The sequence below is a fragment of the Streptomyces sp. NPDC008121 genome (assembly GCF_042957155.1).
Classification (GTDB): domain Bacteria; phylum Actinomycetota; class Actinomycetes; order Streptomycetales; family Streptomycetaceae; genus Streptomyces.
Window position 1 is genome coordinate 96,793 of sequence record NZ_JBIBHT010000004.1, and the last position, 25,151, is coordinate 121,943.

Here is a 25,151-nt window from a genome sequence, read left to right on the forward strand (position 1 = left end):
CACACTGTACGCATTAAAAGTCAGCGTTCGCAACAGGCGTACGGTGTCGACTACGGTGAGGGACGACAAGCGGCGGATCGACCGAGGGAAATGAGCACACATGCCTGCCGACGCGAGCCCGATCACCTCGGTGTGGACACGTCCGCACCGCCCGCAGCGAGAGCAGCTGACACGGGAGCAGATCGTGACCGCGACGATCGAGCTGCTGGACGCGGAGGGTGTCGAAGCGCTCAGCATGCGCAAACTCGGCACCCGGCTGAAGGCCGGGGCCACGTCCCTCTACCGGCATGTGGCCAATCGGGACGAGCTGATCCAGCTGGCCGTGGACGACGTGTTCGGTGAGCTGGACCCGCCGGTCGCCGCCACCCACGGCACCTGGCGCACGGCGGCCGCCCGCGCCGCCACCGACCTGCGGGCGATGGTCCTGCGCCACCCCTGGGTCGGCCCCGAACTCGGCCAGGTCGGACTGCTCCACGTCGGCCCGAATGCCCTCCGCATGACCTCGGGCCTCCTCGCGCAGTTCCAGGCGGCCGGCTTTCCCGCGGACGAGGAGGACCAGGCCGCAGGGGCCCTCATGGCCTACGTCGTGGGGATCGCCACCAGCGAGGCCGCGTACCTCTCCCTGGTGACCCGCAGCGGTGTCCCCGAGCGCGAATGGCTGTCGGGCCACAGCCCGGACCTCGGCGAGGAGGCAGACCCGCGGCAGGTGCGCGAGGACCGCTTCGCGTACGGACTCGACCGGATCCTCGACGGTCTCGCCGGCCGGCTCGCGCCGGGCAACGGCGGTGACGCTCACCCCACCGGGCGGTGACGTGGGCGAACGTCGGGCCGCAGGGTCCGGCATCGGCCGGCAAAAGGTCGGATGGCAGCGAGAAGGCCCCCGCCGCGTGGGTCTCACGCGGCCGGGGCCTTCGCTTCGCAGGGGCGGGGGGAGCGGCATCGGGGGGACAAGCCGCTCCCCCCGACGAGAACCGGGCCCGCAAGTCCGGCCGCGATCAGGGGGAAGCCCGCGGCACGGACCCCGCAGTGGAGACCGGTTCCAGGCCCCCGCGGACTCCTGCCGGATCCGCCGGGGCTCGACATCCATCCTGCTCCGCCGTCACCCTTCCGGGGGGCGGCGAAAGGCCCCGATCACCGGGCCCTTGGTCCATAAAGACCCCGTGAAAAGGCTCGGTTAGACTCACCCGACCCCGCGGGGGGCACGGGCAGGCCGGGCAAGGGCAGACCGACGGGGCACACAGGGGAAGGCGCGGCAGATGGCGCAAGCGAAGAAGATCGCGCTCTACGCGATCGTGGTCTTTGTGCTGTACACGATCATCAATTCCCCCAGCCGGGCCGCCGATCTCGTCCAGGTAGGGTTCGAGGGCATATCGAGCGCCGCGCAGGGCGTCGGCGAGTTCATGACCGCGCTCATCAACTAGGAGTCCCCCCGTGATCCGCCATCTGGTCCTCTTCAAGCTCAACGACGGCGTCAAGCGCGACGAGCCGCGCGTGGTCGCCGGTGTCGAGGCCTTCCGGGCGCTGGGCGGGGCCATCCCGGAGCTGACGTTCTGGGAGTGCGACTGGAACATCACCGACCGGCCCATCGCGTACGACTTCGCCATCAACTCGGCGGTCGAGGACACCGATGCGCTCCGGCGCTACCTGGAGCACCCGGCCCACCAGGCGGGCGTCGCCCAGTGGCGTGAGTTCGCCACGTGGGTGATCGCGGACTACGAGTTCTGAGGCGCTCCTCCTCCCACTTCCGAGGCCCCCCGCCGTCACGGCGGGGGGCCTTTCGGCTTCTTGGCCTTCCCTTTTAGCCCAACTTGCCGTCAACACGTGGTTATACGGTGCTTGCACACAGTGGACATGTCTTGTGATGCTATGACCGCTTTTGACGGATGAGTTGACCGTAGTTGACCAGCAAGACCAGACAAAGGGGTGGCGTGAACGTGCCGGCCAGTACAGCGCCTCAAGTCCCGCCCCAGCCAGAGGCAGGCGGCTCGGACGCCCCGCGCCCACGGCCCGACGCAGGCGGCCCGGACACCCCGCGCCCGCGGCCCCAGAGCACCCGGGGCGCCGACACCCGGGCCCTCACCCAGGTGCTCTTCGGCCAGCTCAAGGAGCTGCAGCCGGGTACTCCGGAGCACCACCGGGTGCGCGGGGCCCTCATCGAGGCCAACCTGCCCCTCGTGCGGTACGCGGCCGCCCGCTTCCGCTCCCGCAACGAACCGATGGAGGACGTGGTCCAGGTCGGCACGATCGGCCTGATCAACGCCATCGACCGCTTCGACCCCGACCGCGGGGTCCAGTTCCCCACCTTCGCGATGCCCACCGTCGTCGGCGAGATCAAGCGCTACTTCCGCGACAACGTCCGGACCGTCCACGTGCCGCGCCGGCTCCACGAGCTGTGGGTGCAGGTCAACGGCGCCACCGAGGACCTGACGACGGCCCACGGCCGCTCCCCCACCACCGCCGAGATCGCCGAGCGGCTGAAGATCGGCGAGGACGAGGTCCTGGCCTGCATCGAGGCGGGCCGCTCCTACCACGCCACCTCCCTGGAGGCGGCCCAGGAAGGCGACGGCCTGCCGGGCCTCCTCGACCGGCTCGGCTACGAGGACCCGGCCCTCGCCGGCGTCGAGCACCGGGACCTGGTACGCCACCTGCTCGTACAACTGCCCGAACGCGAGCAGCGGATCCTGATGCTCCGCTACTACAGCAATCTGACGCAGTCCCAGATCAGCCAGGAGCTCGGGGTCTCGCAGATGCACGTGTCAAGGCTCCTCGCCCGCAGCTTCGCCCGATTGAGGTCCGCAAACAGGATCGAGGCGTAACCGGAACGGGTAGACCGGTTCGGAGCAGTTCTGCGCGGAAGTTCGGCACACCAAAAGCCGCACACCCCTTGTTTCCTGCGGAAATCCACCGCCGCTGTGTCGACAAGTCACTACAGCGTGTTGCCGACATGTGACATTCTGCTGGAACCGCGTTTGCCGCAGCCCCGCCTCCGGTATTCAGGTGGAGGCTGCGTTCCTCCGATGGTCGTGGCCGCCGCGACCGTCCGCGACCTCAAGGGGGTGGCATGTCCGCAGAACAGGGCAGCTCGAAGGTGCTCACGCTCACGCCCGCGCAGACGCCGGTACAGATTCACGTACCGGAGCAGACGTCCGTGCCGAGCGAAGCGCCCACCACGCCGCTTGTCGTCTCGTCGGAAGCCCTCGACACCCGCACGCTCTCCCGCTCCCTCTTCCTGCGGCTCCGCGCCCTCGACGACGAAGGCACCGCGGCGGACAGCCCGGAGCGCACCTACGTCCGCGACACCCTCATCGAGCTGAACCTCCCGCTCGTGCGGTACGCCGCGGCCCGCTTCCGCTCGCGCAACGAACCGATGGAGGACATCGTCCAGGTCGGCACCATCGGCCTGATCAAGGCGATCGACCGGTTCGACTGCGAACGCGGCGTGGAGTTCCCGACGTTCGCCATGCCGACCGTGGTCGGCGAGATCAAGCGCTTCTTCCGCGACACCTCCTGGTCCGTCCGCGTGCCGCGCCGGCTCCAGGAGCTGCGGCTCGCACTGACCAAGGCGAGCGACGAGCTCGCCCAGAAGCTCGACCGCTCCCCGACCGTCCCCGAACTCGCCGCCGTGCTCGGCGTGTCGGAGGAGGACGTCGTCGACGGCCTCGCCGTCGGCAACGCCTACACCGCCTCCTCGCTCGACTCCCCCTCCCCCGAGGACGACGGCGGCGAGGGCTCCCTCGCCGACCGCCTCGGGTACGAGGACACGGCCCTGGAGGGCGTCGAGTACCGGGAATCGCTGAAGCCGCTGCTCGCCAAACTGCCGCCCAGGGAGCGGCAGATCATCATGCTGCGGTTCTTCGCGAACATGACCCAGTCGCAGATCGGCGAGGAGGTCGGCATCTCCCAGATGCACGTCTCCCGACTGCTGACCCGGACCCTGGCCCAGCTGCGCCAGGGCCTGATCGCGGACTGACCCGACGCGGGACACCCGGCGGCTCGCCCAGCGCGGATCGCCGGGAGACCGAACGACCAGGGATCCGGACGGTACGGACCGGAAGCCCCCGACCCCTGGTCGACTGACGATCCGTCAGCCACACTGGCGCCATGCGGCGACAGAGGTCACGTCTGACAGGAGTCGCGCTCGCGCTCTGCCTCGGCGGAGCGCTGACCGCGTGCGGCGGAGGCGACGGCGACGGCGAGGGCTACGCGGCCGTGGGCGCGGGCGCCACCCCCCAGGGGCCGCAAGGCCCGCCGGGAAAGGTCACCCTCGTCCCCCTCGACAGCCCCTCCGCCCGTGGCACGACCTCCGGCACCTCCTCACCGTCCCCACCCCCAGAGGCCGGCGGCGAGCCGTCGGACGACGACCGGGACGTGCGTACGAACCCGGGTACGGGCGCGAGCACGCAGCCGGGAGCCGGTACGGCCCCCGCCCCGGGAGCCCCCGCGACACCGGACCGGCCCGACACCCCCGGAACCACCCCGCCCGGCACACCCGGGCCGGAAGCCCCCCGGCCCGGCCCACCGAAGCCGGGCACCACGACACCGCCACCGGCACCCCGGCCCACACCCCCGGCACCGCCGCCGGCCCCGGCCGCGCTCACCCTCTCCGCGCCGGTCCGCGCGGACGCCGACACACGCTGGTGCGAACGCGTGACCGTGACCTTCCGCAACACCGGAGGCACCCCCGCCCGCACCGGCACGGTCACCTTCGCCACCCACATCATCGGCTCCCTCGGCGTCGACTGGGCCACCATCCACACGACACAGCCCCTCCCCGGCCCCCTCGCCGCCGGAGCCTCCCGGACACAGACGTACACCGTCTGCGTGGACAGCTGGCGCGTACCGCTCGGCATGCACGTCGACACCCGCAAGGTCACCGCCACCTGGACCTGACCGCCCCGGCCCGCCCCATCGCACCCCCTCAGGGGCATGGTGGGGGGTGGACATCGCCCCGATGCCGCCGCAGCAGGACGTTCGCGTCCGTCTCCGCACTCCAGTCGAACCGCAGCCGCGCCGCCGTCCGCCCCTCGGCCAGCTCGGCGCACTCCGCACAGTCCGGTACGGGAACGGGCGGCCGGCTCAGGTCGTACGCCGCGCCCGCCCGCTCGTTCGCCGCGCGCACGCCCGCGCTCAACCGCTCGGCCGGCGTCGCGGGCCGCACCCGCTCCGGATCGGCCTGCCACTCCCGCCCACCGCCGACGGGCCGCAGCATCGCGTACGGCCCGGCCGTACCCCGGTACTCGCCCACCCTGCGGGCGACCGGGTCGTACACCAGCCCACCGCCCTCCATGTGCCCCGCCATTCCACGGCTCCTCAGCTCCTCACCCGATCGGGCGACTACTCTCCGTGCCTTCAGCGTTGCTCAATGGGAAGGGCGCCCACAACGCTCGGCGCGTGCCAAGGGGCCACTGTCACGAGGGGGGACGGACGGAGTGACTCGACGCAACGCCACGGCGGGCACGGGGAGTACGGGAGGCGCGGCGGCCACGACGGCGGGCGTCTTCGGCGAACTGCTCAGGCACTACCGGGAGTCGGCCGCGCTGACCCAGGACGCCCTCGCCCGCCGGATCCCGTGCGACCGCTCCCAAGTGGCCCGCGTCGAGGCGGGGACCCGGGTGCCGCAGGACACCTTCGCGAAGGCGTGCGACGAACTGCTGGACACGGGAGGGGTGTTACTGCGGCTCTGGGGGCGGATCGACTGGTACCCGGAGGTGGAGCACCCGGACTGGTTCCGGCGGCGGGCGGAGATGGACGCGAAGGCGGTGACGCTTCGCGAGTACCAGACGGACGTCGTACCGGGCCTCCTCCAAGCGCCCGGGTACGCCCGTGCGCTGCTCGCCCAGATCGCCACGGGCGACGAGGCCGAGGAGCGGGTGCGGGCTCGACTCAGCCGCCAGCAGCGGTTCCTGGCCGAGGACGGCCCGGTGTACATCGCGGTTTTGGACGAGAGCTGCCTGCGGAACGTCGTCGGCGACGCGGCCGTCATGCGCGACCAGCACGCGCACCTGCTGGCCGTGGGGCAGCGCCCCAACATCTGGATCCAGGTCGCGCCCGCCGCGCGTCCGCTGGTCCGCCCCACGACCTCGATGTCGCTGATCACGCTCCCGGGAGGTGACCGGTGGGTCTATTCGGAATCACTGAGTCGCGGCCATCTGACCGATGATCCGGCCGCTTTCGAGCGGCACAGCCAGAACTATGATGTGCTGCGGGCCGACGTCCTGTCAGCCCTCGAGTCTGCCGCTCTCATCAGCGACGTGATGAAAGGGTTCGATCACCATGCAGAGGGACGATCTCAGCGCGGCGACGTGGGTCAAGAGCAGCCACAGCGGCAACGACGGCGGCAACTGCCTCGAAGTCGCCCCCGGATTCCCCGGCCTCGTCCCCGTACGTGACAGCAAGGCCCCCGAAGGCCCCGTCCTCGTCTTCGAGCGGTCCGTCTGGGAGTCGTTCCTGACGTCCCTCTGAGGGTCCGGGGCGGCCGCCCTCGGAGCGAGGACGGCCCTCCGTCGCCTTTCAGCCGAGGGCCAGCCAGGCCACTCCCGCCAGGATCGCGATCACCGCGACCACGCCCACGATGAGGCCGACGCGCGGGCCGGAGGCCGGGGCCGGCTGGGGGCGGCGCTGCGGGGTGCCCTCGTCGACGAAGGCGCGGAACATCTGCGTGCTGCCCGAGGGGTCGTAGTTGCCCTCGGGAGCGGGGCCCTGACCGTGCGGGGCTTGGGGGTTGTGTGCCATGGGGCAGGACCCTAGCGAACCCGGGGTTCCCGGCCCAAGCCCCGTACCCCCGCATGCCCTTTCCGGCACCGATCCCCCGCACGGCTGCCACCTTTGCCGATTCTTTAGCGCCGTTTGACCGATTTAGTTTGCCTGGAGCAACCATCCATCTCTATGGTTGCCCTAAGCAACAAGATGTAGGGGTGCCCATGACCACGGACACGACCACGGACACGGACACGGCCGGTGACGCCACCGAGGCGCGCAATCGCTACGAGGACCTGGCCCGCCAGGTCGGCGCCATCGGTGTCGTCAAGCGGAGTCTCGCGCGGACGCTGCCGGCCGAGTGCCCGAGCGGTTCGGCGATCGTGCTCGCCCTCCTCCAGCACCACGGGGACATGCGGATGGGCCGCGTCTCGGAGCTGATGGCCGTCGACATGTCGGTCAGCAGCCGCCATGTGGCCCACACCGTGGACCGCGGCTGGGTCGAGCGCCTGCCCGACCCCGCGGACAAGCGCTCCCGCCTCCTGCACCTCACCCCCGCGGGCGAGGCCACGCTCGCCGATCTCGACCGGCGGCTGACCGACTTGCTCGCCCGCAACCTCGCGGGGTGGTCCGACACCGACGTCGAACTGCTCACCACACTGCTCGCCCGCCTCCGCGACTCCTTCGGGGACTGCCGGGCCCACCACGCTTGAGAACAAAGGATTTACATGGCTACGACCACACCAGACGCCGGTGTGCGGGCCGGTCTCGCCAAGCAGGGGGAGGCCACCCAGGACGGTGCCCCGATGACGCACCGCCAGATCATGGAGGCGCTCTCCGGGCTGCTGCTCGGCATGTTCGTCGCCATCCTGTCCTCGACGATCGTCTCCAACGCGCTCCCCGAGATCATCACCGACCTCGGCGGCGGCCAGTCCGCCTACACCTGGGTCGTCACCGCGGCCCTGCTCTCGATGACCGCGACCACCCCGCTCTGGGGCAAGCTCGCGGACCTCTTCTCCAAGAAGCTGCTCGTCCAGATAGCCCTGGTCATCTACGTCGCGGGATCGGTCGTCGCCGGTCTCTCGCAGAACACCGGCATGCTCATCGCCTGCCGGGTCGTCCAGGGCATCGGCGTCGGCGGTCTGACCGCCCTGTCGCAGATCATCCTCGCCGCGATGATCGCCCCGCGTGAGCGCGGCCGGTACAGCGGCTACCTCGGCGCGACCTTCGCCGTCGCGACCGTCGGCGGCCCGCTGCTCGGCGGCGTCATCACCGACACCGACTGGCTCGGCTGGCGCTGGTGCTTCTACGTCGGCGTGCCGTTCGCGCTCATCGCGCTGCTCGTCCTCCAGAAGACCCTGAAGCTCCCCGTCGTCAAGCGCCAGGTCAAGGTCGACTGGGCGGGTGCCCTGGTGATCAGCGCGGCCGTGTCGCTGCTGCTGCTCTGGGTGACCTTCGCGGGTGACAAGTACGACTGGATGTCGTGGCAGACGGCCGCCATGGTCGGCGGTGCGATCGTCCTCGGCGGGCTCTTCGTGCTCGTCGAGACCAAGGCGAGCGAGCCGATCATCCCGCTGCGGCTGTTCCGCAACCGGACCATCACCCTCGCCTCGCTCGCCTCGCTCTTCGTGGGTGTCGCGATGTTCGCGGGCACGGTCTTCTTCAGCCAGTACTTCCAGCTGGCCCGCAACGAGTCGCCGACGATGTCCGGCGTCCTGACCATCCCGATGATCGCCGGCCTGTTCGTCTCCTCGACCGTCTCCGGCATGGTCATCACCAAGACCGGCCGGTGGAAGGCGTGGCTGGTCAGCGGCGGTGTGCTGGTGACCGGCGGCCTCGGGATGCTCGGCACGATCCGCTACGACACGGAGTACTGGCACATCGCGGTCTTCATGGCCGTCATGGGTCTCGGCATCGGCATGATGATGCAGAACCTGGTGCTCTGCACGCAGAACCAGGTGGACCCGGCCGACCTCGGTTCGGCCTCCTCCGTCGTCACCTTCTTCCGCTCCCTCGGCGGTGCGGTCGGCGTCTCGGCGCTCGGCGCGATCATGGCCAACCGGGTCTCCACCTACGTGCAGGACGGCCTCGCCGACCTCGGCCCCAAGGCCGCGGGCCTGGCCGGGCAGGGCGGTGGCGGCGGCATCCCCGACATGGACAAGCTGCCGGCCCCGATCCGTACCGTCATGGAGAGCGCGTACGGGCACGGTGTCGCCGACGTCTTCCTCTACTCGGCCCCCTTCGCACTGCTCGCCTTCCTGGTGACGCTGTTCATCAAGGAGGTGGCGCTGAAGAGCGGCGCCCACGCCGCGCGGAAGACGCCCGCCGAGGCCCCCGCGCCGGCCGGCGGTGGGTCCGTGGACACCGTGGCGACCGTGGCGGACGCCGCGTTCGTCCAGATCGTGGAGAACGGAGAGCCCATGGAGTCCGCCGAGGTCGACGAGGTCGCGCCGGTCACCGGCCTGACCGTCAGCGGGACCGTCCGTACCGCCGAGGGCACGGACGTCACCGGTGCCACGGTCACCCTGATCTCGCTCGGCGGGAAGCAGCTCGGCCGCTCGGTCGTCCGCGCGGGCGGCGGCTACGCCTTCGACGCGCCGGGCGCCGGCTCGTACGTCCTGATCGCGTCGGCCGACGGCTTCCAGCCGCAGGCCTCCACCGTGGTCGTACACGAAGGACCGCTCACCCACGACGTCCTCCTGACCGGCACCAGCGGGCTCGCGGGCTCGGTGCGGGCCGCCGCGGACGGGGCCCCGGTGGACGGCGCGATGGTCGTCGTCACGGACGTGCGGGGCGAGGTCCTGGCCACCGGAAAGACCGGCGCGGACGGCGGCTTCGGCTTCGCCGAGCTGGTCCCGGGCGCGGTCACGGTCGCGGTCACCGCGACCGGGTTCCGGCCGCAGGCCATGCCGGCCGAGATCGGCGGCCAGGGCGTGACCCGGCTCGACGTCGCCCTGGCGGCGGGAGCGGTCCTTCACGGCACCGTCCGCGCCGGGCGCGACCACCGGCCGCTGGCGGACGCCCGGGTGACCCTGGTCGACGCGGCCGGGAACGTGGCCGGTTCGGCGACGACGGACGCGGACGGCGGGTACGCCTTCGCGGACCTGGACACCGGCGAGTACACCCTCATCGCGACCGGCTACCCGCCGGTGGCGGGGCGGCTGACCGTGAGCGGTGCCGGCGTCGACGGCCACGACATCGAACTCGCCCACCCGGGCGAGTGACCGACCCCCGGCCGGGCCCCTGAGCGGAGGCGCGGCCGGGTCCGGGGCGGCAGGCAGGGACGGCCTGCCGCCCCGCTGTTTTCCGGAAGAGTTGAGGGTACGGATGGGACTGCACGCACAGGTACGGAGCCGGGACGGGTGGCCGGTCGAGCACGCGGTGGTGACCGTGACGGACGGTTCGGGCCGCCAGGTCCTCCGCGCGGTGGCCGACGGGGACGGCGTCGTCCGGGCGGAGACCGCGCTGGCCGCCGGGGCGTACACCGTGGTGGTGACGGCGCTCGGCTACGCCCCCGACGCGCGGACGGCGCTGGTGGGCGGAGCCGGTCGCGCGGAGGTCGGCACGGTGGTCCTGGCCCGCGCGGGCGGGACGGAGCTGCCGCCGCCGGGAGCCTGGGCACTGGACGCGGCGCACTCGTCGGTGGGGGCCGTCGCCCAGCACCTGGGGATCTCCAGCGTGCACGGGCGGTTCACCGAGTTCACCGGCCGGATCGAGATCGCGCCCGACGTCCTGGCGTCCCGGGTGGAGGCGGTCATCGCGGCCGGCTCCGTCGACACGGGCAACGGGCTGCGGGACAAGCACCTGCGGTCCGCCGACTTCCTGGACGTGGACCGCTTCCCCGAGATCACGTACCGCGGCACGGCGCTCCGGGCGGCCGGCCCGGACCGGTGGACCGTGGACGGCGAGCTGACCCTGCGGGGCATCACCCGGGGCATGCCGCTGGACCTCACGTATCTGGGGACGGGCGCGGATCCCTGGGGCGGGGTGCGGGCGGCGTTCCGCGCGGAGGCGGAGCTGCGCCGGGAGGACTTCGCGATGAACTACAACCAGGTGGTGTCGGCGGGCATCGCGGCGATCGGCACGACGCTGCGGGTGACGCTGGACATCCAGGCGGTACGGGAGGCGTGAGGGGCGGAGCCTGACACGTCAGGCCGAAGCTCCGGCCTCACGGGCCGCTCGGGCCTCACGAGCCTCACGAGCCGCTCGGGCCGCTCGGGCCGCTCCGGCCGCTCGGGCCGCTCGGGCCGGGGGCCTGCTGGGCAGCCCCCCGTACGACGTACGTACGGCGGCGGGGGGCTCGCGTCAGGCCGGTGCGCCGTCGCCGGGGTCCGCGGCGGCCTCGCGGGCGACCATCGTCTCGATGCCGGCGACCATGATGTCGAGGGCGTAGGCGAAGTCCCCGTCCCAGATGTCGTCGACGCTGGGGTGCGAGGCGCGTTCGGCGAAGAGCTCCTTCATCTTCGCCATCGGCTCGGAGAACTGCGGTTCGTCCCGGAAGGCGGCCACCGACTCCCGGTAGAACTCGTCCGGTGTCATACCCGCCTCGGCCGACCGCCGGGCGAAGAGGGCCTCGACCGTGCCGTATCCGTAGACGAACTGGAAGACGGCCGCGAGGGCGCCCGGCTGGCCGCGGACCGGGAGGCCGGTCGCGCGGACGGCGTCCTGGATCGCGGTGCCGACGGCGAGCGCCTTCGGCCCGACGTTCAGGTACAGGGCGGTGCAGGTCGAGACCCAGGGGTGGCGGACCAGCATCCGGCGGTAGCCGAGCGCCAGGGCGCGGAGCCGGTCGCGCCAGTCGTCGGTGGCGGTGACGGGCGCCAGGTCGATGTCCGCGTAGGCGGCGTCGAGCGCGAACTCGATGATGTCGTCCTTGGTGTCCACGTACCAGTACAGCGACATGGCCGTGACGCCCAGCTCGGAGGCGAGCTTGCGCATGGAGAGTCCGGCGAGCCCCTCCTCGTCCAGCATGCGGATCGAGGCGGCCACGATCCGGTCGCGGTCGAGCCCGGCGGGGCCGCCCCCCGGGCGGGCGGCCCTGTTCTCCATCCAGACGCTGGAACGCGCCGGGTTCCGGGCCCGGTCGGCCGCTTTCACCATCGCGTTCCTCCTCGGTCGGCGTCGACGCCCATGCTATGCAGCGGTCGTCTTCTTCTCCGACCGCTCGGCGCGGGCGAGCAGGGCCGCGGCCAGCAGACCGCCCGCGAAGACCGCGACCGCGCCGACCAGTTGGCTGGTCTGGAGGCCGGAGGCGAACGCGTCGGAGATCTGCCGCCGTTCGGCCTCGGTGCCGGCCGCCGCGAGGGCCGCGGGCAGGGAGGTGGCGGTGACGGCGACGAGCGCGGCGAACCGGGCGTTGAGCACGGCTCCGAGGACGGCGACGCCCAGGCCGTTGCCGAATTCGGCGAGGGTGCCGTTGACCCCGGCTCCGACGCCCGCCTTCTCCGGCGGGATCGCGCTCATGATGGCGTTGGCCATGGCGGGGTTGGAGACGGCGAGGCCGGTGCCCATCAGGATCAGCCCGGTGAGCATGCCCCAGTAGCTTCCGTCGGTGCCGCCGCCGATCAGGGCGATCGAGGCGAGACCGGCCGCGACCAGGGTCATGCCGACGGCGACGGTGGGCGGGGTGCCCAGCTTCATGACGATCCGCGGGCCGACGCCGGTGAGGTTGAGCGCGACGACGGTCAGCGCGAGGGGGGCCATCCGCAGTCCGGCTTCGAGCGGTTCGTAGCCGAGGACGAACTGCAGGTGCTGGGTGAGGAGGAAGAGCGAGCCGCCCATGCCGAACATGACCAGGATCGCGCCGGCGACGGCGCCGACGAACTTCTGGTTGCGGAAGAAGTGCATGTCCAGCATCGGGTACGGGACGCGCAGCTCCCACAGGGCGAAGGCGCCGAGGACGAGGACGCCGATCGCGGCCGGGGTCAGCACCTCGGCGGAGGTCCAGCCGTGCTCGGGGCCGGTGATGATCGCGTACACGGCGGCGGTCATGCCGATGGTGGAGAGGAGCGCGCCCACGAGGTCGGGGCGCTCGCCCTGCGGGTTCTTCGACTCGGGCACCAGCCTGACCACGGCGATCAGGCCGACGACCGCGACCGGGATGTTGACGAGGAAGATCATTCCCCACCAGAAGTGGTCGAGGATGACGCCGCCGATCAGCGGTCCGGCGGCGAAGCCGAGCGAACCGACGGTGGCCCACAGCGCGATGGCCTTGACCCGCTCGGAGTCGTCGAAGATCTGCATGACGACGGCGAGCGTGGTGGTCATGAGCAGCGCGCCGCCGACGCCCATGCCGGCGCGGGCGGCGATGAGCTGGGTGGTGGAGTCGGCCAGTCCGGCGGCGAGCGAGCCGAGTCCGAAGAGCGCGAGTCCCGCGGCGAGGAGCTTCTTGCGGCCGTAGCGGTCGGCCGCGTTGCCGGCGGTGAGGAGGAGCCCGGACTGGACCAGCGAGTACGCGTTGATCATCCACTGGATGTCGCTGGTCGAGGCGTGGAGTTCGGAGGTCAGCGACGGGATGGCGACGCTGAGGACGGTGTTGTCGAGCAGCACGGTGAGCTGGGCGAGGCAGACGACGCCCAGGATCAGCCAGCGCTGCGGGTGACCGCCGGTGGTCTTTCCGGCGGGTTGGTTCTCGGCGGTCGTCGCCGTCATGGTACCCCCTTGTACGGTGTACGGGACTGGGACTCGTACACCGTACAAGGGGTCTTCTACGCTGTACACCGCTTTTGGCGGCGGGGCCGTCCAAGGCCCTTGGCGGCCCTGGGCGGCGACTCTCCGGCTCTGCGACGCCGACCTCCGTCGCCGGCTACGCCCCGGGCTGCTTCGCGCCGGTCAGGTCGTAGAAGGTGGCGTTGTCGAGGGTGACCTTCCCGAAGGTGGCCGCGACCCAGGCCGCGATCTCGGAGTTGCCGCCGCCCGGGCCGCCGCCCGTCCGTCCGCCGGCGGCCGCGTCACCACTGCCGATGAAGTAGTGGATCCTCCCCTGGGCGACGTACTGCTTGAACTGCGCGAGGGTCGGGGACGGGTCGCTGCCGTTGAAGCCGCCGATCGCCATCACCGGCTTTCCGGTGGCGAGTTGATAACTGGCGGCGTTCTGCGCACCGACGGTCGCCGCCACCCAGGTGTAGTCGTCGGCGTCCGCCAGCAGCGCCGCCTCGGCCTTCGCGCCGACGCTCGCGCCGTTGAGCAGACCGCCCAGGCCACCGCCCCCGCCGCCCCGGGCGAAGCGCTCCATGCCCGGGCGGCCCGCGCCGCCGTCGGGCATGCCCTGGGGCGGGGCGCCGCCGGGCGCCTGACCGGGCCGGCCCGTCCGGCCGCCCTGGCTACCCTGACCGCCCTGGCCCGGCTGGGCGCCGGGGCCGCCGTCCTGGCCGCCATCCGGACCGCCCGGCGGGGTGGCCCCCGGGGCGCCGCCGCCCTCGACAACGCGCAGGCCGCCCATGGCGCCGCCCGCCGGGCCCGCCGTCACGATCGAGCCCCGGTGCCCGCTGCCCAGCGTCTCCAGCGTGTACGCGCCCGGCCCGGCCAGACCCGCCACCACCCCGAGCCCCGCGCACGCCAGCCCCATCGGCCGCCCGACCCGGCCCGCGGCCAGCAGCCCGAGCGCCGCCACGGCGCCCGCGACCAGCACCGTCCAGCGCAGCCACGGCAGCCAGTCGGGCGTACGGCCCAGCAGCGTCCAGCCCCACACCGCCGTCGCACCGGCCGTCACCGCCAGCGCCGCCGAGGCGAGGAACGAGGCCCGCTCCTCCCACAGCACGCTCACGCCCATGCCGACGAGCGCCGCGATGTACGGAGCCAGGGCCACCGTGTAGTACTCGTGGAAGATCCCGGCCATGAAACTGAACACGGCCACGGTCAGCAGCAACGCACCGCCCCACACCAGGAACGCGGAGCGGGCCGTGTCCGTGCGCGGCGCCCGCCAGGTGACCACCAGACCGGCCAGGAGCAGGAGCAGCGCGGCCGGCAGCAGCCAGGAGACCTGGCCGCCGACGGAGTCGCCGAACATCCGCCCGATCCCGGCCTCGCCCCAGCCGCCACCCGGCCCGCCCCCACGGCCACCGCCGCCGACGCTGCCGGTCTCGTTGCCGTTGATCCGGCCGAGCCCGTTGTAGCCGAAGGTGAGCTCCAGGAAGCTGTTCGTCTGCGAGCCGCCGATGTACGGGCGGGAGGACGCCGGCCACAGCTCGACCAGGGCCACCCACCACCCGGCGGAGACGATCATCGCGAGCACGCCGAGGGCCAGCCGGCCGAACCGGCGGCCGAGGCCGCCCGGCGCGCACACCGCGTACACGACCGCCAGCGGCGGAAGGATCAGGAACGCCTGGAGGGTCTTGGCCAGGAAGGCGAGGCCGAAGGCCACCCCGGCCCACATCAGCCACGTGGCGGCGCCGTTCTCCAACGACCGCAGGACGCAGTAGACGGCGACCGTCATCAGCAGCGCGAGCAGCGCGTCCGGGTTGTTGAAGCGGAACATCAGCGCGGCGACGGGCGTGAGGGCCAAGGCGCCGGCCGCGATCAGCCCGGCGCCCGCGCCGAACCGGCGCCGTACCGCCGCGTAGAGGACGGCGACGGTCGCCACCCCCATCAGCACCTCGGGCACCAGGATCTGCCAGGAGCCGAGCCCGAAGAGACGGACGGACAGGGCCATCGGCCACAACGCGGCCGGCGGCTTGTCGACGGTGATGGCGTTCGCCGCGTCGAGGGAGCCGAAGAAGAAGGCCTTCCAGCTCTGGCTGCCGGCCTGGACGGCGGCGGAGTAGAAGGAGTTGGCGTATCCGGAGGAGCCGAGGTTCCAGAGGTAGAGCCCGGCCGTGAGGACCAGCAGCGCGAGGAAAGCCGGCCGCACCCAGGCGGCGTCGTCGGCCCGCCCACGCCAGAGGTGGCCGAGCCGGCCTTGGGGCAGGGGGCGGACACCGACGGGGGCAGGGGGCGGGGCATGAGGGTCGGTCACCTGGGCGGTGGTCATCGGGAGTTCCTCGCGAAGGTGTCGGAAGGGGTGGGAGAGGTGCTTCCGGCGTCAGGAAGGGGGTCAGGGACGGGGGCCGGGACGGGGGCCGGGACGGGCGGGTGCGCGGGTGGGTGCGCGTGTGGGCGCGGGTCCGTGCGGCGGTCCGGGAAGACCCAGAGCCGGAAGAGCAGGAACCGCAGGACGGTCGCCGCCAGGTTGGCGGTGATCAGCACGGCCAGTTCCGTGGAGTGGGCCGGGTCGCCGGTCGCCGCACCCAGCGCGGCGAGCGAACCGCTGGTCAGCGCCAGGCCGATGCCGAAGACGACGAGCCCCTGGGCCTGGTGGCGGACGGCGCCGCCCCTCCCCCGTACCCGGAACGTGAGCCGCCGGTTGGCGGCGGTGTTGGCGACCGCCGACACCAAGAGGGCGGCGGCGTTGGCGACCTGCGGGCCGGTGCCCAGCCGAAAGGCCGAGTACAGCGCCAGATAGAAGAGGGTGGACAGCGCGCCGACCGCACAGAACCCGACGAGTTGGCGGGCCAGACCGCCCGGCACGCCCGCCAGCCCCCGGTCGCGCGGGTCGTCGCCGAAGGGCCGGGCCAGCCGGTCGAGCGGCAGCGAACCGGTCGCCAGCGCCCGGCCCACCCGCCAGACCCCCTTCAGGTCGTCGGCCGCCGTCCGCACGATGTGGACGCTGGAGTCCGGGTCGTCGACCCAGTCGACGGGGACCTCGTGGATCCGCAGCCCGGCCCGTTCCGCGAGGACCAGCATCTCGGTGTCGAAGAACCAGCCGGTGTCCTCGACCATCGGCAGCAGCCGCTGCGCCACCTCCCGCCGTATCGCCTTGAACCCGCACTGCGCGTCGGAGAACCGGGCGGCGAGCGAACCGCGCAGGATCAGGTTGTACGCCCGCGAGACCAGCTCCCGCTTCGGCCCCCGGACGACCCGCGAGGAGCGGGTGAGCCGGGAGCCGATCGCCAGGTCGGAGTGGCCGGAGATCAGCGGGGCGACGAGCGGCAGCAGCGCGTTCAGGTCGGTCGACAGGTCCACGTCCAAGTAGGCGAGGACGGGCGCGTCCGACCGCGACCAGACGGTACGCAGGGCCCGGCCGCGGCCCTTCTGCTCCAGGCGTACGGAGCGCACCTCCGGCAGCGCGGCGGCGAGGGCGGCCGCGACGGCCGGCGTGCGGTCGGTGGAGGCGTTGTCGGCGACGGTGACGCGGAAGCCGTACGGGAAGGTGCGGGAGAGGTGGTCGTGGAGCCTCCGCACGCACGGCTCCAGGTCCTTCTCCTCGTTGTGGACGGGGATCACCACGTCCAGGACGGGCCGCCCGGCCGCATCGGCGGGAAGGTGCTCCCTGGCGGGCAGGGCCCCGGGCGTCGGCCCCGTGGTCGGTTGGGTTGGCATGGACCGACCCTCGCCGGGGCGGCTGTCACGGCCGTGTGATGAGCCTGTGCCCTGCCTGTGAGCCGTGGTCCGGGGCCGGTGAGCCGTGGTCCGGGGCCGGCGAGGCGGCGGGCGTGCTCGGGGCGGGGCGGGGGAGCGCGACGGTGAAGACGGTGCGGCCGGGGACGCTGGTGACGCTCACCTCGCCGTCGTGCGCGCGCACGACCGCCCGGACGATCGCCAGGCCGAGCCCCGTACTGCCCGCCTGGCGGGAGCGGGACGCGTCCCCGCGGGCGAACCGCTCGAAGACGTGCGGAAGAAGCGCGGCGGGGACCCCGGGCCCGTCGTCCTCGACCTCGACCAGGACCCGTCCGCCGAGCCCGCGCACGCGGGCGGTGACGGTGGTGCCGGGCGGGGTGTGCGTACGGGCGTTGGCGAGGAGGTTGACCAGGACCTGGTGCAGCCGGGCGCCGTCGGCCCGTACGACGAGGGCGGAAGGGGCCCGAGCGGAGCCGGGGCGAGGCTCCTCTTCCCGCCCGGGCCCCGCCGCGCACTCGCCCAGGACGAGCCGCCAGTGGTGCTCGGGGCCGGCCGCACGGGCGTCGCTCAGGGCGTCCACCACCAGCGGGACCAGCTCCGTGGTCTCGTACGACAGCGGGCGCCCCGCGTCCAGCCGGGCGAGCAGCAGCAGATCCTCCACCAGGCCGGTCATCCGTACCGCCTCGGACTCGATCCGGCCGAGCGCGTGCCGGGTGTCGGGGCCGCACTCCTCGCCGCCGCGCCGGGTCAGCTCGGCGTAGCCCCGGATCGAGGCAAGCGGTGTCCGCAGCTCGTGACCGGCGTCGGCGACGAACTGCCGTACCCGTGTCTCGCTCCGCTGCCGGGCGTGGAGCGCGGAGTGGACGTGTTCGAGCATCCGGTTGATGGCCGCGCCGACCTGGCCGACCTCGGTCCGGGGATCGGCCTCCGCGTCCGGTACCCGCTGGTGCAGGGCCACCTCGCCGCTGTGGAGGGGCAGTTCGGAGACCTGGGTGGCGGTCGCGGCGACCCGGCGCAGCGGGCGCAGCGCGATCCCGACCATCGCACCGCCGGCGAGGGAGGCGGCGACCAGTCCGGCGCCCGTGACGCTCAACTCGACGAGGATCAGGGTGGAGAGGGCCTCCTCGACCTCGTTCAGGGGCAGCCCGACGAGGTAGTCGCCGCGTTCCCCGGTGGCGTACTGGACGCGGTAGGCGCCGCCGTGGCCGGGGAATTCGACGGTGTGGGGCGCGCCGTCACGAGGGGCGGCCGCGAGGGCGGCGCGCTGGGCGGCGCCGAGGGCGCGCACCTTGTACGCCGGCCCGTACGCGCCCTGCTCGGGCGGTTCGGACAGCCCGGCGGCGCCCAGCTCGCCGTCGACGACGACCGCCCCGAGCGTGCCGAGCGGGGCGCCGGGCCCGACGACGAAGCCGAGGGGGTCGTGGGGCCCCTTGGCGGGCAGACCGGGCAGGCCGGGCAGGTCGCCGAGGCTGACCGGCCGGCCGGCGGCCCGGTTCGCGACGTTCCGCAGCTGGGTGTCCGCCTGGTCGTAGAGGTAGGAGCGGAAGGCGAACGTCGTCACCGTGCCGATCACGGCGGCGACGACGGCGATCAGGGCGACGGCGGAGACGACCAGCCGGGTGCGAAGGGACCAGGGCCCGCGCACGGCGCGAAGCCCGCGGAGGCGGCGGATCCTGCGGAGGCGGCGGGGGTGTCCGATACCGAGTCCGACACCGCGTCCGATACCGCGTCGGCGCGTACCGCCCACCGGGGCTACTCCCCCGGCTTGATGAGGTAGCCGGCCCCGCGCCGGGTGTGGATCATCGGGGACCGCCCCGCGTCGATCTTCCGCCGGAGGTAGGAGATGTACAGCTCCACGACGTTGGCCTGGCCGCCGAAGTCGTACGACCACACCCGGTCGAGGATCTGCGCCTTGCTGAGCACCCGGCGCGGATTGCGCATGAGGTAGCGCAGCAGCTCGAACTCGGTGGCGGTGAGGTGGATCGACGTGCCGCCGCGGGTGACCTCGTGGCTGTCCTCGTCTAGGGTGAGGTCGCCGACCGCGAGGAGGGAGTCGCTGCGGGCGGGCGCGGCGCCGGAGCGCCGGATGAGGCCGCGCAGCCGGGCCACGACCTCCTCCAGGCTGAACGGCTTGGTGACGTAGTCGTCGCCGCCCGCCGTCAGCCCGGCGATCCGGTCCTCGACGGCGTCCTTGGCGGTGAGGAAGAGCACGGGCACGTCGGGCTGCTCGCGCCGCAGTCCGCCGAGGACGGCGAGGCCGTCCATGTCGGGGAGCATCACGTCCAGGATCACCGCGTCGGGCCGGAACTCCCGGGCGGCCCGCAGGGCGCCGGCCCCGTCGCCCGCGCTGTGCACCCGCCAGCCCTCGTACCGCAGGGCCATGGAGAGGAGCTCGGTGAGCGGCGCCTCGTCGTCCACGACGAGGACGCGGACGGCCGAGCCGTCGGGCCGGATCAGTTCGGTGCGCCGTCGAGGCGTGGTCGCGGTCATGCTGCCACGCTGGCCGGAGGGGCTGAGAGCACCCTTGCGCTTCCCTGTGAATTGGCTGAGAACGGCAGGGGCCGGCCTCGTCTAGGGGAGGTCGAACAGCTTCGCCGCGTTGTCGTGGAGGACGGCCCGCATCCAGTCGTCGCCGAGGCCGAGCCGTTCGAGGGCGTGGAGCTGGTGGACGTACGGGTAGGGAATGTTCGGGAAGTCGGAGCCGAGGAGGATCCGGTGGCCGAGGGCGCGCAGGCGCGGCAGCTCGGCGGCGGGAAAGGGCGCGAGGCGTTCGCTGAAGTCGGTGAAGGCCATGGTCGTGTCGAGGTGGACGCCTTCGTACCGCTCGGCGAGGTCGAGGAATTCGGTGTACTCGGGCATGCCCATGTGCGCGACGATCAGTCGCAGGCGGGGATGGCGAGCGAGCACCGTCCCGATGGGGCCGGGGCCGGTGTGCGCGCCGGGGGCGGGGCCGGAGCCGCAGTGGACGACGACCGGTACGCCCGCGTCGGCGAGAGCCCCCCAACCGGCGTCGAGGAACGGGTCGTTGGGGTCGAATCCGCCGACCTGGAGGTGCACCTTGAAGACCCGGGCGCCGGACGCGACGGCCCGGTCGACGTATCCGGCGGCCTCCGGCTCGGGGTAGAGGGTGGCGGTGTGCAGACAGTCGGGGGTACGGGCGGCGAAGTCGGCGGCCCAGCCGTTGAGCCAGCCGGCCATGCCCGGCTTGTGGGGGTAGAGCATCGAGGTGAAGGCGAGGACGCCGAAGCCGCGGAGCAGTTCGACGCGGCGGTCCTCCTCCTCGCGGTAGGTGATGGGCCACTCCAGGCCGGTCAGCGGGCCGACGGCGTCGAAGTAGGCCCAGACCTTGTCGAGGACGTTCTGCGGCATGAAGTGGGTGTGGACGTCGACCAGCCCGGGCAGCCCGAGCGCGTCGACGAACCGCCGCGGATCGTCCGCGGGGCCGGGAGCGGGCTCGGGGTCGGGAGCGGGCTCGGTGCCGGGAGCGGGCTCGGTGCCGGCAGCGGGCTCGGTGTCGGGGGCGGTGCCGTCGCCGCTCGGCGGCCGGGTGCTCGGGGTCCGGGTCATGTGGATCAGCCTGAGCCGGGAGGGGCGGGTGTGTCCAGGAGAGGGAGGGGCCGTCGACGGCCTCAGGGGCAGCCGCCCCTGCCCTGGGTGTCAGAAGAGCTCGGCCTGGTCCGGGGGTTCGGCCCTGTTTTCGGCGACCGGTACGGAGACGGGTGCTTCGGGGTCGGCCGAGGCGAGCCCCCAGCCGCGCAGGAGACGGGTGTCGAGGACGAGGCAGCGCCCCGCGGAGTCGAGGAGGTGCAGGTCGGGCCCGGCGGCGGCGAGGAGGCGGCCGGCGACGACACCGCCTTCGACGAGTTCGGTGACGGTCCCGGAGGGCGCGGGGAGTCCGTCGAGACGGAAGGCCTCCGCGTGGTCGCGTATTTCCAAGGCGGCCGGTTCCAGGGTCTCGGCCCAGCGGGGCAGGGCCACGACGTGCCCGTACAGCTCCTCGACCTGCCCGGCGCGCTCGGCGGCGGGCGGCAGGTCGTGCCGTACGCCCCGCTTGCGCGCGTACGGGATCCGGTCGGGCACCTTCAGGGCGTGCCGGAGGACTTCCTCGGTCCGTCGGCAGGCCATGAGCGGGCCGCGCCCGAGCCAGCCGAAGGTGACGGCGCCCTGCTCCAGGAGCCTGGCGTCGCCGCGGGCTTCGGCGGTGATGCCGACCTTGGTCATGCCGGGGCCGAACCAGGCGAGGTACACGCGGTAGGGCCGGGGATCGTCGGCGACGGTGTCGGCGGCGACCGAACGCAGCCGGTCGAGCCGCGCGCACTCGGCGCAGAGGCCGCCGGTGCTCCGCGCGGGAACGGTCGCGGCGAGGGGGCACGGGTTGCCCCGGGCCCCGGGGCAACGCCGGCCGTCGACGGCCCGGAAGGCGATCGGCTGCCCGTAGGCGAGGGAGGAGACCCGCCCGCCGGCCCACCGGAGGCCGGGCGCGCCTCCGCCCCACGTCATACCGGCGCTCCGCCACACCACGCCCCTGCCCTCCGCCCTGCCCTCGTCCCCGGCCCTTGGTCCTTCTCGAACGCGGTCTCGGTCCCCGGGGGCCTTCTCGGTTTCCGGTCTCCAGTCTGCGCCACGCGCGCCGGTGGACGGACGCGTCACGTCACTCGGGCAGCAGGAAGATCCGCGCGCCGTCGGCAGAGGAGCGGGTCTGCCGCACGCACCCGCGACCGACGAGCTGGTCGACGCTGTCCCGGACCCGGTCGACGGTGAGGCCGGTGCGCCGCGCGATCTCCTCCAACCGGTACCGCGCGCCGCCGCGGACGAGCGCGGGGGCGAGGTAGGCGGCGACGGCGCGTACGTCCCCGGTGACGGGGAGGCGGTCGGCGTGCCAGGTGTCGAGGAGTTCCTGGGGGGTCATCGGGGGGCGGGTGCGCTGGGCGGGGAAGGGCCGGCGTTCGAGGGAGTCGGCGATGCGGGAGAGGGCGCGGGCCGTGTCCCGCTGGACGCGGCGGGCCTCGCGCAGCAGCGCGTCCCGCTCCCCACCGCGTTCCACGCCGTCGTGCCCCGGGGCCGGCCCCTCGGCGGCGTCCGCGCCGCCGCCCTCTTCCCATGCGGCGAACTCCTCGCCGAGCCGCAGGGTCCGCTCTTCGAGCCGGACGATGATGTCGACGATCTCCTGGGGCATGACGCAGCCGGGATGGGCGGGGGCGGGTTCGAGCGCGTACGAACCGTCGCGCTGGATGGTGGCGACGAGGTCGCCGACCCAGGCCTGGAAGGGGCCGGCGGTGGGTTCGGAGGAGCCGTTGACGAGTTGGACGAGCCCTTGGAGGTTCACCATCCGCATGGAGCGCTTGAGCCCTTGGGTCGCGATCGCCCGCGCGGCCCCTGCCTGTTCTCCCGGTCCCGCGTGCCCGGGCGGCTCCTCGGCAGGGGCCGGCGCGTCCGGGCCGGCCTGCGCGCCGTCGTCGGCGGGCCGCGTGGAACCGGCGGCGATGCGTACGAGATCGGCGAGCGGGGTGGCGTGTTGCGGGGGGACGTGGGAGCGGAGGGCGTCGCGGGTGTCGGCGTATCCGAGGCTCCCCGCCACGTCGACCGCGGGGAACCAGTGCGTCCCGTCCGGCATCGTCATCCTGCGGATACGCGCTCCGGTGGCCGCGTATACGAAGTCGTCGACGTCGATCGCGTCCCGCTGTTCGAGCTGCTCGTCCATCGAGCCTCACCTCCGTTACCGAAGCTAGGCCGATGGCATATTCAACTGACATGCAAATGCGGGGATGTTCACCCGAAAGAGGAAGGCCCCCTGGGAACCAGGGGGCCTTCCTCTTTCGCTCGGGGCGGGTGGACTACCGCGCCACGAACTGGGTGAGGATGGCCTGCACCTCGTAGATGTCGACGCCCTTGGTGAAGGTCTTCTGGACGGGCACGGAGTTGCCGGAGATCCAGATCTTCAGCTCGGCGTCGAGGTCGAAGGTGCCGGCGGTCTCGACGGCGAAGTGCGTGATGCTCCGGTACGGGATCGAGTGGTACTCCACCTTCTTGCCGGTGATGCCCTGCTTGTCGACGAGGACGAGCCGCCGGTCGGTGAAGAAGATGGTGTCGCGGATCAGCAGGTACGCGGCGTGGATCTGCTCGCCCTGGCCGAGCAGCCGTGCGTAGTCCTGCTGCGCCTGCGCCGGATCGATCGCGTGCGCGTTTCCGAACAGCGCCATGTGGGACCCCCCAAGAAGAACGACAAAAGGATCTTCCGACCTTATCGCCCCTGTGGGGGCGGCGGCAGCGGGGTCAGGCGTGCGGAAAAAACTCCGCGGAGGCTGTCACACTCGCGCGGCGCCGGGTGTCAGTGCGGTGACGGACCCACCGAGACGCCGGAGCGAACGCACCGGCGCCCGCCACCCGAGGAGCACCGGATGTCCACCACGTACGTCGTCGTCACGATCATCGCCGCCGTGATGGCGGGCTTCTCCGCCGCCTCGGTCTTCCTGAAGGCCCAGTGGGTCGTGGAGCCGCTCGCCGACTACGGCGTCCCGCGCTCCTGGTGGCCCTGGCTCGGCACGGCCAAGGCGGCGGGAGCCGCCGGCCTCGTGGCGGGCCTGTTCCTCCCCTACATCGGCGCGATCGCCGCGATCGGCCTGGTCCTCTACTTCACGGGCGCGGCCCTGACGGTGCTCCGCGCCCGCTCGTACACCCACATCCCCTTCCCCCTCCTCTACGCCGCCCCGGCCCTCGCGACCCTGACCCTGACCTGACCCCGCCGGGGCGCCCCCCGGAAACGCCAGAGGCCCGGACTCTCGTCCGGGCCTCTGGCCTGCTGTGCACTCGGCAGGATTCGAACCTGCAACCTTCTGATCCGTAGTCAGATGCTCTATCCGTTAAGCTACGAGTGCTTGTGCTTCCCGGCTTTTTTCTTGCCGGTCGGCGTTGCGGGAACAACATTACATGACCTGCGCCGTAGCGCGAAATCCATTAGTCACACCCCCTCTGACCTGCGGAAACGCCATTCTGGAGGGATGGGCGTACGCCAGGTGGGTGAGGCGGTGGGGCGGCGCCGCGGGACCGAAAAGCTTCGGCAGAGGGCAGCGGGGCGCGGCGGGAGGCGGGCCCGGAACGGGCGAAGCCCCGGCCGTGGGGGCCGGGGCTTCGGGTGGGGCGGAGGCGGAGGGATTTGAACCCTCGATGGGCTTTAAGACCCAAACCGCATTAGCAGTGCGGCGCCATAGACCGGACTAGGCGACGCCTCCATGCACCTCCGCGCGGGCGCGGATGGTGCGTGCAGATGATGACACAGGCGGGCCGGGTGTCACCAATCGCTTCTCACCGTACTAGCCCTCCGGGCCGGAGAGCAAAGCCCTTCCCCCCTTCGCCGCGCCGCCCACCCGCCCCCGGCTGCGCAACGAACGGGCGTACGGAGCGTTAGAGGAGACGGGGCCCATCCCGTAAGCCCCTCGCCCGCCATCCTGGAGTTCGTATGCTGCGCCGCCTCGTCTTCGCGACCGTCGCCACCGCTGTCGCGACCCTCGCCGGCACCACCCCCGCCACCGCCGTCCCCGCCCTCCTCTCCGGGCCCCTGCCGCCGCTGCCGCTGCTCTCGGCGCCCGACGCGCTCACCGTCACCATCGCCAAGAGCGGTCACCGCGAGGCCGACGGCACCTTCAAGCTGGAGTGCGGCGGCGAGGCCGGCGGGGACCACCCCGCCGCGCACAACGCCTGCCGGCGGCTCGGGCAGCTCGCCGACGAGGGCCGGGACCCGTTCGCGCCCGTCGGGAAGGACCGCTTCTGCACCCAGCAGTACGGCGGCCCCGCCGTCGCCCACGTCGAGGGGACCTGGCAGGGCCGGCGCGTCGACGCGGACTTCTCCCGGGCCGACGGATGCGAGATCGCCCGCTGGGAGAACCTGGAGCCCGTCCTGCCCCGGGTGCGCTGACCGGCCCGGCACCACCGCCTCCACGGCCCGCCGTTCACCTGTTCCCGCACGGCGGGGGGGGCGCACGACCGGTCGCGTACGACCGGCGCTCGCGGGGGCCGGACGCCGTGATGACGTGCGGCGATCGCGTGAGAATGACGTTCGGATCCTGCCGGTGGCATGCGACCTC

Annotated in this window: 24 protein-coding genes, 2 tRNA genes and 1 pseudogene; 13 read left to right on the plus strand and 14 right to left on the minus strand. The window is 72.8% G+C overall.

Annotated features, from left to right (window positions below; all coding sequences use genetic code 11):
- The first annotated feature begins 100 nt into the window (after window positions 1-100).
- From ACFZBD_RS14780 to ACFZBD_RS14805, 6 genes are all read left to right on the plus strand, one after another.
- Window positions 101-811, plus strand: coding sequence for a TetR/AcrR family transcriptional regulator C-terminal domain-containing protein (locus tag ACFZBD_RS14780; RefSeq protein WP_391139798.1), 711 nt, complete (start codon window positions 101-103; stop codon window positions 809-811).
- A gap of 445 nt (window positions 812-1,256) precedes the next feature.
- Window positions 1,257-1,421, plus strand: a complete 165-nt coding sequence (locus tag ACFZBD_RS14785; protein ID WP_391139800.1) for a hypothetical protein — start codon at window positions 1,257-1,259, stop codon at window positions 1,419-1,421.
- Window positions 1,422-1,431: 10 nt separating this feature from the next.
- On the plus strand, window positions 1,432-1,725 hold the full coding sequence (locus ACFZBD_RS14790) for a Dabb family protein (protein WP_391139802.1): 294 nt from the start codon (window positions 1,432-1,434) through the stop codon (window positions 1,723-1,725).
- 209 nt (window positions 1,726-1,934) lie between these two features.
- Window positions 1,935-2,816, plus strand: a complete 882-nt coding sequence (locus ACFZBD_RS14795) for a SigB/SigF/SigG family RNA polymerase sigma factor (RefSeq protein WP_391139803.1) — start codon at window positions 1,935-1,937, stop codon at window positions 2,814-2,816.
- 245 nt (window positions 2,817-3,061) lie between these two features.
- Window positions 3,062-3,970 (plus strand): SigB/SigF/SigG family RNA polymerase sigma factor, encoded by a 909-nt coding sequence (locus tag ACFZBD_RS14800; RefSeq protein ID WP_391139805.1) that lies wholly within the window; start codon window positions 3,062-3,064, stop codon window positions 3,968-3,970.
- A gap of 131 nt (window positions 3,971-4,101) precedes the next feature.
- Entirely contained in the window at window positions 4,102-4,890 is a 789-nt protein-coding gene (locus ACFZBD_RS14805) for a hypothetical protein (RefSeq protein WP_391139807.1), read from the plus strand.
- Between the two features lie 28 nt (window positions 4,891-4,918).
- Here the strand turns inward: ACFZBD_RS14805 and ACFZBD_RS14810 are convergent, their stop codons facing one another.
- Window positions 4,919-5,299, minus strand: coding sequence for a hypothetical protein (locus tag ACFZBD_RS14810; RefSeq protein WP_391139808.1), 381 nt, complete (start codon window positions 5,297-5,299; stop codon window positions 4,919-4,921).
- A gap of 130 nt (window positions 5,300-5,429) precedes the next feature.
- Between ACFZBD_RS14810 and ACFZBD_RS14815 the strand changes: the two genes are divergently transcribed.
- Window positions 5,430-6,389, plus strand: coding sequence for a Scr1 family TA system antitoxin-like transcriptional regulator (locus ACFZBD_RS14815; RefSeq protein WP_391139810.1), 960 nt, complete (start codon window positions 5,430-5,432; stop codon window positions 6,387-6,389).
- Window positions 6,358-6,462: pseudogene (locus tag ACFZBD_RS14820) on the plus strand (DUF397 domain-containing protein); the annotation flags it as partial. The gene ACFZBD_RS14815 and the pseudogene ACFZBD_RS14820, both read left to right, overlap by 32 nt.
- A gap of 48 nt (window positions 6,463-6,510) precedes the next feature.
- On the opposite strand, the gene ACFZBD_RS14825 reads toward ACFZBD_RS14820, so the two are convergent.
- A complete protein-coding gene (locus tag ACFZBD_RS14825; protein ID WP_391139812.1) occupies window positions 6,511-6,732 on the minus strand; it encodes a hypothetical protein in 222 nt (73 codons plus the stop codon).
- A gap of 188 nt (window positions 6,733-6,920) precedes the next feature.
- On the opposite strand from ACFZBD_RS14825, the gene ACFZBD_RS14830 reads away from it, so the two are divergent.
- The 3 genes from ACFZBD_RS14830 to ACFZBD_RS14840 all read left to right on the plus strand — a co-directional run bounded on the left by ACFZBD_RS14830 (window position 6,921) and on the right by ACFZBD_RS14840 (window position 10,827).
- A complete protein-coding gene (locus ACFZBD_RS14830) occupies window positions 6,921-7,409 on the plus strand; it encodes a MarR family transcriptional regulator (protein WP_391139814.1) in 489 nt (162 codons plus the stop codon).
- A gap of 15 nt (window positions 7,410-7,424) precedes the next feature.
- A complete protein-coding gene (locus tag ACFZBD_RS14835) occupies window positions 7,425-9,920 on the plus strand; it encodes a DHA2 family efflux MFS transporter permease subunit (protein ID WP_391139816.1) in 2,496 nt (831 codons plus the stop codon).
- A gap of 103 nt (window positions 9,921-10,023) precedes the next feature.
- Window positions 10,024-10,827 (plus strand): YceI family protein, encoded by an 804-nt coding sequence (locus ACFZBD_RS14840; RefSeq protein WP_391139818.1) that lies wholly within the window; start codon window positions 10,024-10,026, stop codon window positions 10,825-10,827.
- 174 nt (window positions 10,828-11,001) lie between these two features.
- Here ACFZBD_RS14840 and ACFZBD_RS14845 read toward each other — a convergent pair whose 3' ends face one another.
- The 10 genes from ACFZBD_RS14845 to ACFZBD_RS14890 all read right to left on the minus strand — a co-directional run bounded on the left by ACFZBD_RS14845 (window position 11,002) and on the right by ACFZBD_RS14890 (window position 23,270).
- Window positions 11,002-11,796 (minus strand): TetR/AcrR family transcriptional regulator C-terminal domain-containing protein, encoded by a 795-nt coding sequence (locus ACFZBD_RS14845; RefSeq protein ID WP_391139820.1) that lies wholly within the window; start codon window positions 11,794-11,796, stop codon window positions 11,002-11,004.
- A gap of 33 nt (window positions 11,797-11,829) precedes the next feature.
- On the minus strand, window positions 11,830-13,347 hold the full coding sequence (locus tag ACFZBD_RS14850; RefSeq protein WP_391139822.1) for an MFS transporter: 1,518 nt from the start codon (window positions 13,345-13,347) through the stop codon (window positions 11,830-11,832).
- A gap of 154 nt (window positions 13,348-13,501) precedes the next feature.
- A complete protein-coding gene (locus tag ACFZBD_RS14855; RefSeq protein WP_391139823.1) occupies window positions 13,502-15,664 on the minus strand; it encodes a glycosyltransferase family 39 protein in 2,163 nt (720 codons plus the stop codon).
- Window positions 15,661-17,052, minus strand: coding sequence for a glycosyltransferase (locus ACFZBD_RS14860; RefSeq protein ID WP_391139825.1), 1,392 nt, complete (start codon window positions 17,050-17,052; stop codon window positions 15,661-15,663). Before ACFZBD_RS14860 ends, ACFZBD_RS14855 begins: the two co-directional genes overlap by 4 nt.
- 25 nt (window positions 17,053-17,077) lie before the next feature.
- Entirely contained in the window at window positions 17,078-18,715 is a 1,638-nt protein-coding gene (locus ACFZBD_RS14865) for an ATP-binding protein (RefSeq protein WP_391139827.1), read from the minus strand.
- Between the two features lie 107 nt (window positions 18,716-18,822).
- Entirely contained in the window at window positions 18,823-19,560 is a 738-nt protein-coding gene (locus ACFZBD_RS14870) for a response regulator (RefSeq protein WP_391139829.1), read from the minus strand.
- An 81-nt stretch (window positions 19,561-19,641) separates the two neighbouring features.
- Window positions 19,642-20,637: an amidohydrolase family protein gene (locus ACFZBD_RS14875; protein WP_391139831.1), complete on the minus strand. Its 996-nt coding sequence runs from the start codon at window positions 20,635-20,637 to the stop codon at window positions 19,642-19,644.
- 90 nt (window positions 20,638-20,727) lie between these two features.
- Window positions 20,728-21,570 (minus strand): DUF2797 domain-containing protein, encoded by an 843-nt coding sequence (locus ACFZBD_RS14880; protein WP_391139833.1) that lies wholly within the window; start codon window positions 21,568-21,570, stop codon window positions 20,728-20,730.
- Window positions 21,571-21,721: 151 nt separating this feature from the next.
- Window positions 21,722-22,771 (minus strand): BRO family protein, encoded by a 1,050-nt coding sequence (locus ACFZBD_RS14885; RefSeq protein ID WP_391139835.1) that lies wholly within the window; start codon window positions 22,769-22,771, stop codon window positions 21,722-21,724.
- A gap of 133 nt (window positions 22,772-22,904) precedes the next feature.
- On the minus strand, window positions 22,905-23,270 hold the full coding sequence (locus ACFZBD_RS14890; protein ID WP_391139837.1) for a PH domain-containing protein: 366 nt from the start codon (window positions 23,268-23,270) through the stop codon (window positions 22,905-22,907).
- Between the two features lie 198 nt (window positions 23,271-23,468).
- Between ACFZBD_RS14890 and ACFZBD_RS14895 the strand changes: the two genes are divergently transcribed.
- Window positions 23,469-23,807, plus strand: a complete 339-nt coding sequence (locus ACFZBD_RS14895; RefSeq protein WP_391139839.1) for a DoxX family protein — start codon at window positions 23,469-23,471, stop codon at window positions 23,805-23,807.
- A 65-nt stretch (window positions 23,808-23,872) separates the two neighbouring features.
- Here ACFZBD_RS14895 and ACFZBD_RS14900 read toward each other — a convergent pair.
- A tRNA-Arg gene (locus ACFZBD_RS14900) sits at window positions 23,873-23,945 on the minus strand.
- A gap of 263 nt (window positions 23,946-24,208) precedes the next feature.
- Window positions 24,209-24,299, minus strand: a tRNA-Ser gene (locus tag ACFZBD_RS14905).
- Between the two features lie 227 nt (window positions 24,300-24,526).
- Here ACFZBD_RS14905 and ACFZBD_RS14910 point away from each other — a divergent pair.
- On the plus strand, window positions 24,527-24,982 hold the full coding sequence (locus tag ACFZBD_RS14910) for an SSI family serine proteinase inhibitor (RefSeq protein WP_391139841.1): 456 nt from the start codon (window positions 24,527-24,529) through the stop codon (window positions 24,980-24,982).
- Window positions 24,983-25,151 lie beyond the last annotated feature (169 nt).

Excerpts from the sequence above, each read along its gene's own strand:
- ACFZBD_RS14800 (WP_391139805.1), top strand. The coding sequence starts at position 3,062 with ATGTCCGCAGAACAGGGCAGCTCGAAGGTGCTCACGCTCACGCCCGCG.
- ACFZBD_RS14825 (WP_391139812.1), bottom strand. The coding sequence starts at position 6,732 with ATGGCACACAACCCCCAAGCCCCGCACGGTCAGGGCCCCGCTCCCGAG.
- ACFZBD_RS14835 (WP_391139816.1), top strand. The coding sequence starts at position 7,425 with ATGGCTACGACCACACCAGACGCCGGTGTGCGGGCCGGTCTCGCCAAG.
- ACFZBD_RS14910 (WP_391139841.1), top strand. The coding sequence starts at position 24,527 with ATGCTGCGCCGCCTCGTCTTCGCGACCGTCGCCACCGCTGTCGCGACC.
- ACFZBD_RS14810 (WP_391139808.1), bottom strand. The coding sequence starts at position 5,299 with ATGGCGGGGCACATGGAGGGCGGTGGGCTGGTGTACGACCCGGTCGCC.
- ACFZBD_RS14885 (WP_391139835.1), bottom strand. The coding sequence starts at position 22,771 with ATGGACGAGCAGCTCGAACAGCGGGACGCGATCGACGTCGACGACTTC.
- ACFZBD_RS14845 (WP_391139820.1), bottom strand. The coding sequence starts at position 11,796 with ATGGTGAAAGCGGCCGACCGGGCCCGGAACCCGGCGCGTTCCAGCGTC.
- ACFZBD_RS14875 (WP_391139831.1), bottom strand. The coding sequence starts at position 20,637 with ATGACCCGGACCCCGAGCACCCGGCCGCCGAGCGGCGACGGCACCGCC.
- ACFZBD_RS14855 (WP_391139823.1), bottom strand. The coding sequence starts at position 15,664 with ATGACCACCGCCCAGGTGACCGACCCTCATGCCCCGCCCCCTGCCCCC.
- ACFZBD_RS14870 (WP_391139829.1), bottom strand. The coding sequence starts at position 19,560 with ATGACCGCGACCACGCCTCGACGGCGCACCGAACTGATCCGGCCCGAC.
- ACFZBD_RS14780 (WP_391139798.1), top strand. The coding sequence starts at position 101 with ATGCCTGCCGACGCGAGCCCGATCACCTCGGTGTGGACACGTCCGCAC.
- ACFZBD_RS14830 (WP_391139814.1), top strand. The coding sequence starts at position 6,921 with ATGACCACGGACACGACCACGGACACGGACACGGCCGGTGACGCCACC.
- ACFZBD_RS14895 (WP_391139839.1), top strand. The coding sequence starts at position 23,469 with ATGTCCACCACGTACGTCGTCGTCACGATCATCGCCGCCGTGATGGCG.
- ACFZBD_RS14785 (WP_391139800.1), top strand. The coding sequence starts at position 1,257 with ATGGCGCAAGCGAAGAAGATCGCGCTCTACGCGATCGTGGTCTTTGTG.
- ACFZBD_RS14805 (WP_391139807.1), top strand. The coding sequence starts at position 4,102 with ATGCGGCGACAGAGGTCACGTCTGACAGGAGTCGCGCTCGCGCTCTGC.
- ACFZBD_RS14840 (WP_391139818.1), top strand. The coding sequence starts at position 10,024 with ATGGGACTGCACGCACAGGTACGGAGCCGGGACGGGTGGCCGGTCGAG.
- ACFZBD_RS14860 (WP_391139825.1), bottom strand. The coding sequence starts at position 17,052 with ATGCCAACCCAACCGACCACGGGGCCGACGCCCGGGGCCCTGCCCGCC.
- ACFZBD_RS14880 (WP_391139833.1), bottom strand. The coding sequence starts at position 21,570 with ATGACGTGGGGCGGAGGCGCGCCCGGCCTCCGGTGGGCCGGCGGGCGG.
- ACFZBD_RS14890 (WP_391139837.1), bottom strand. The coding sequence starts at position 23,270 with ATGGCGCTGTTCGGAAACGCGCACGCGATCGATCCGGCGCAGGCGCAG.
- ACFZBD_RS14850 (WP_391139822.1), bottom strand. The coding sequence starts at position 13,347 with ATGACGGCGACGACCGCCGAGAACCAACCCGCCGGAAAGACCACCGGC.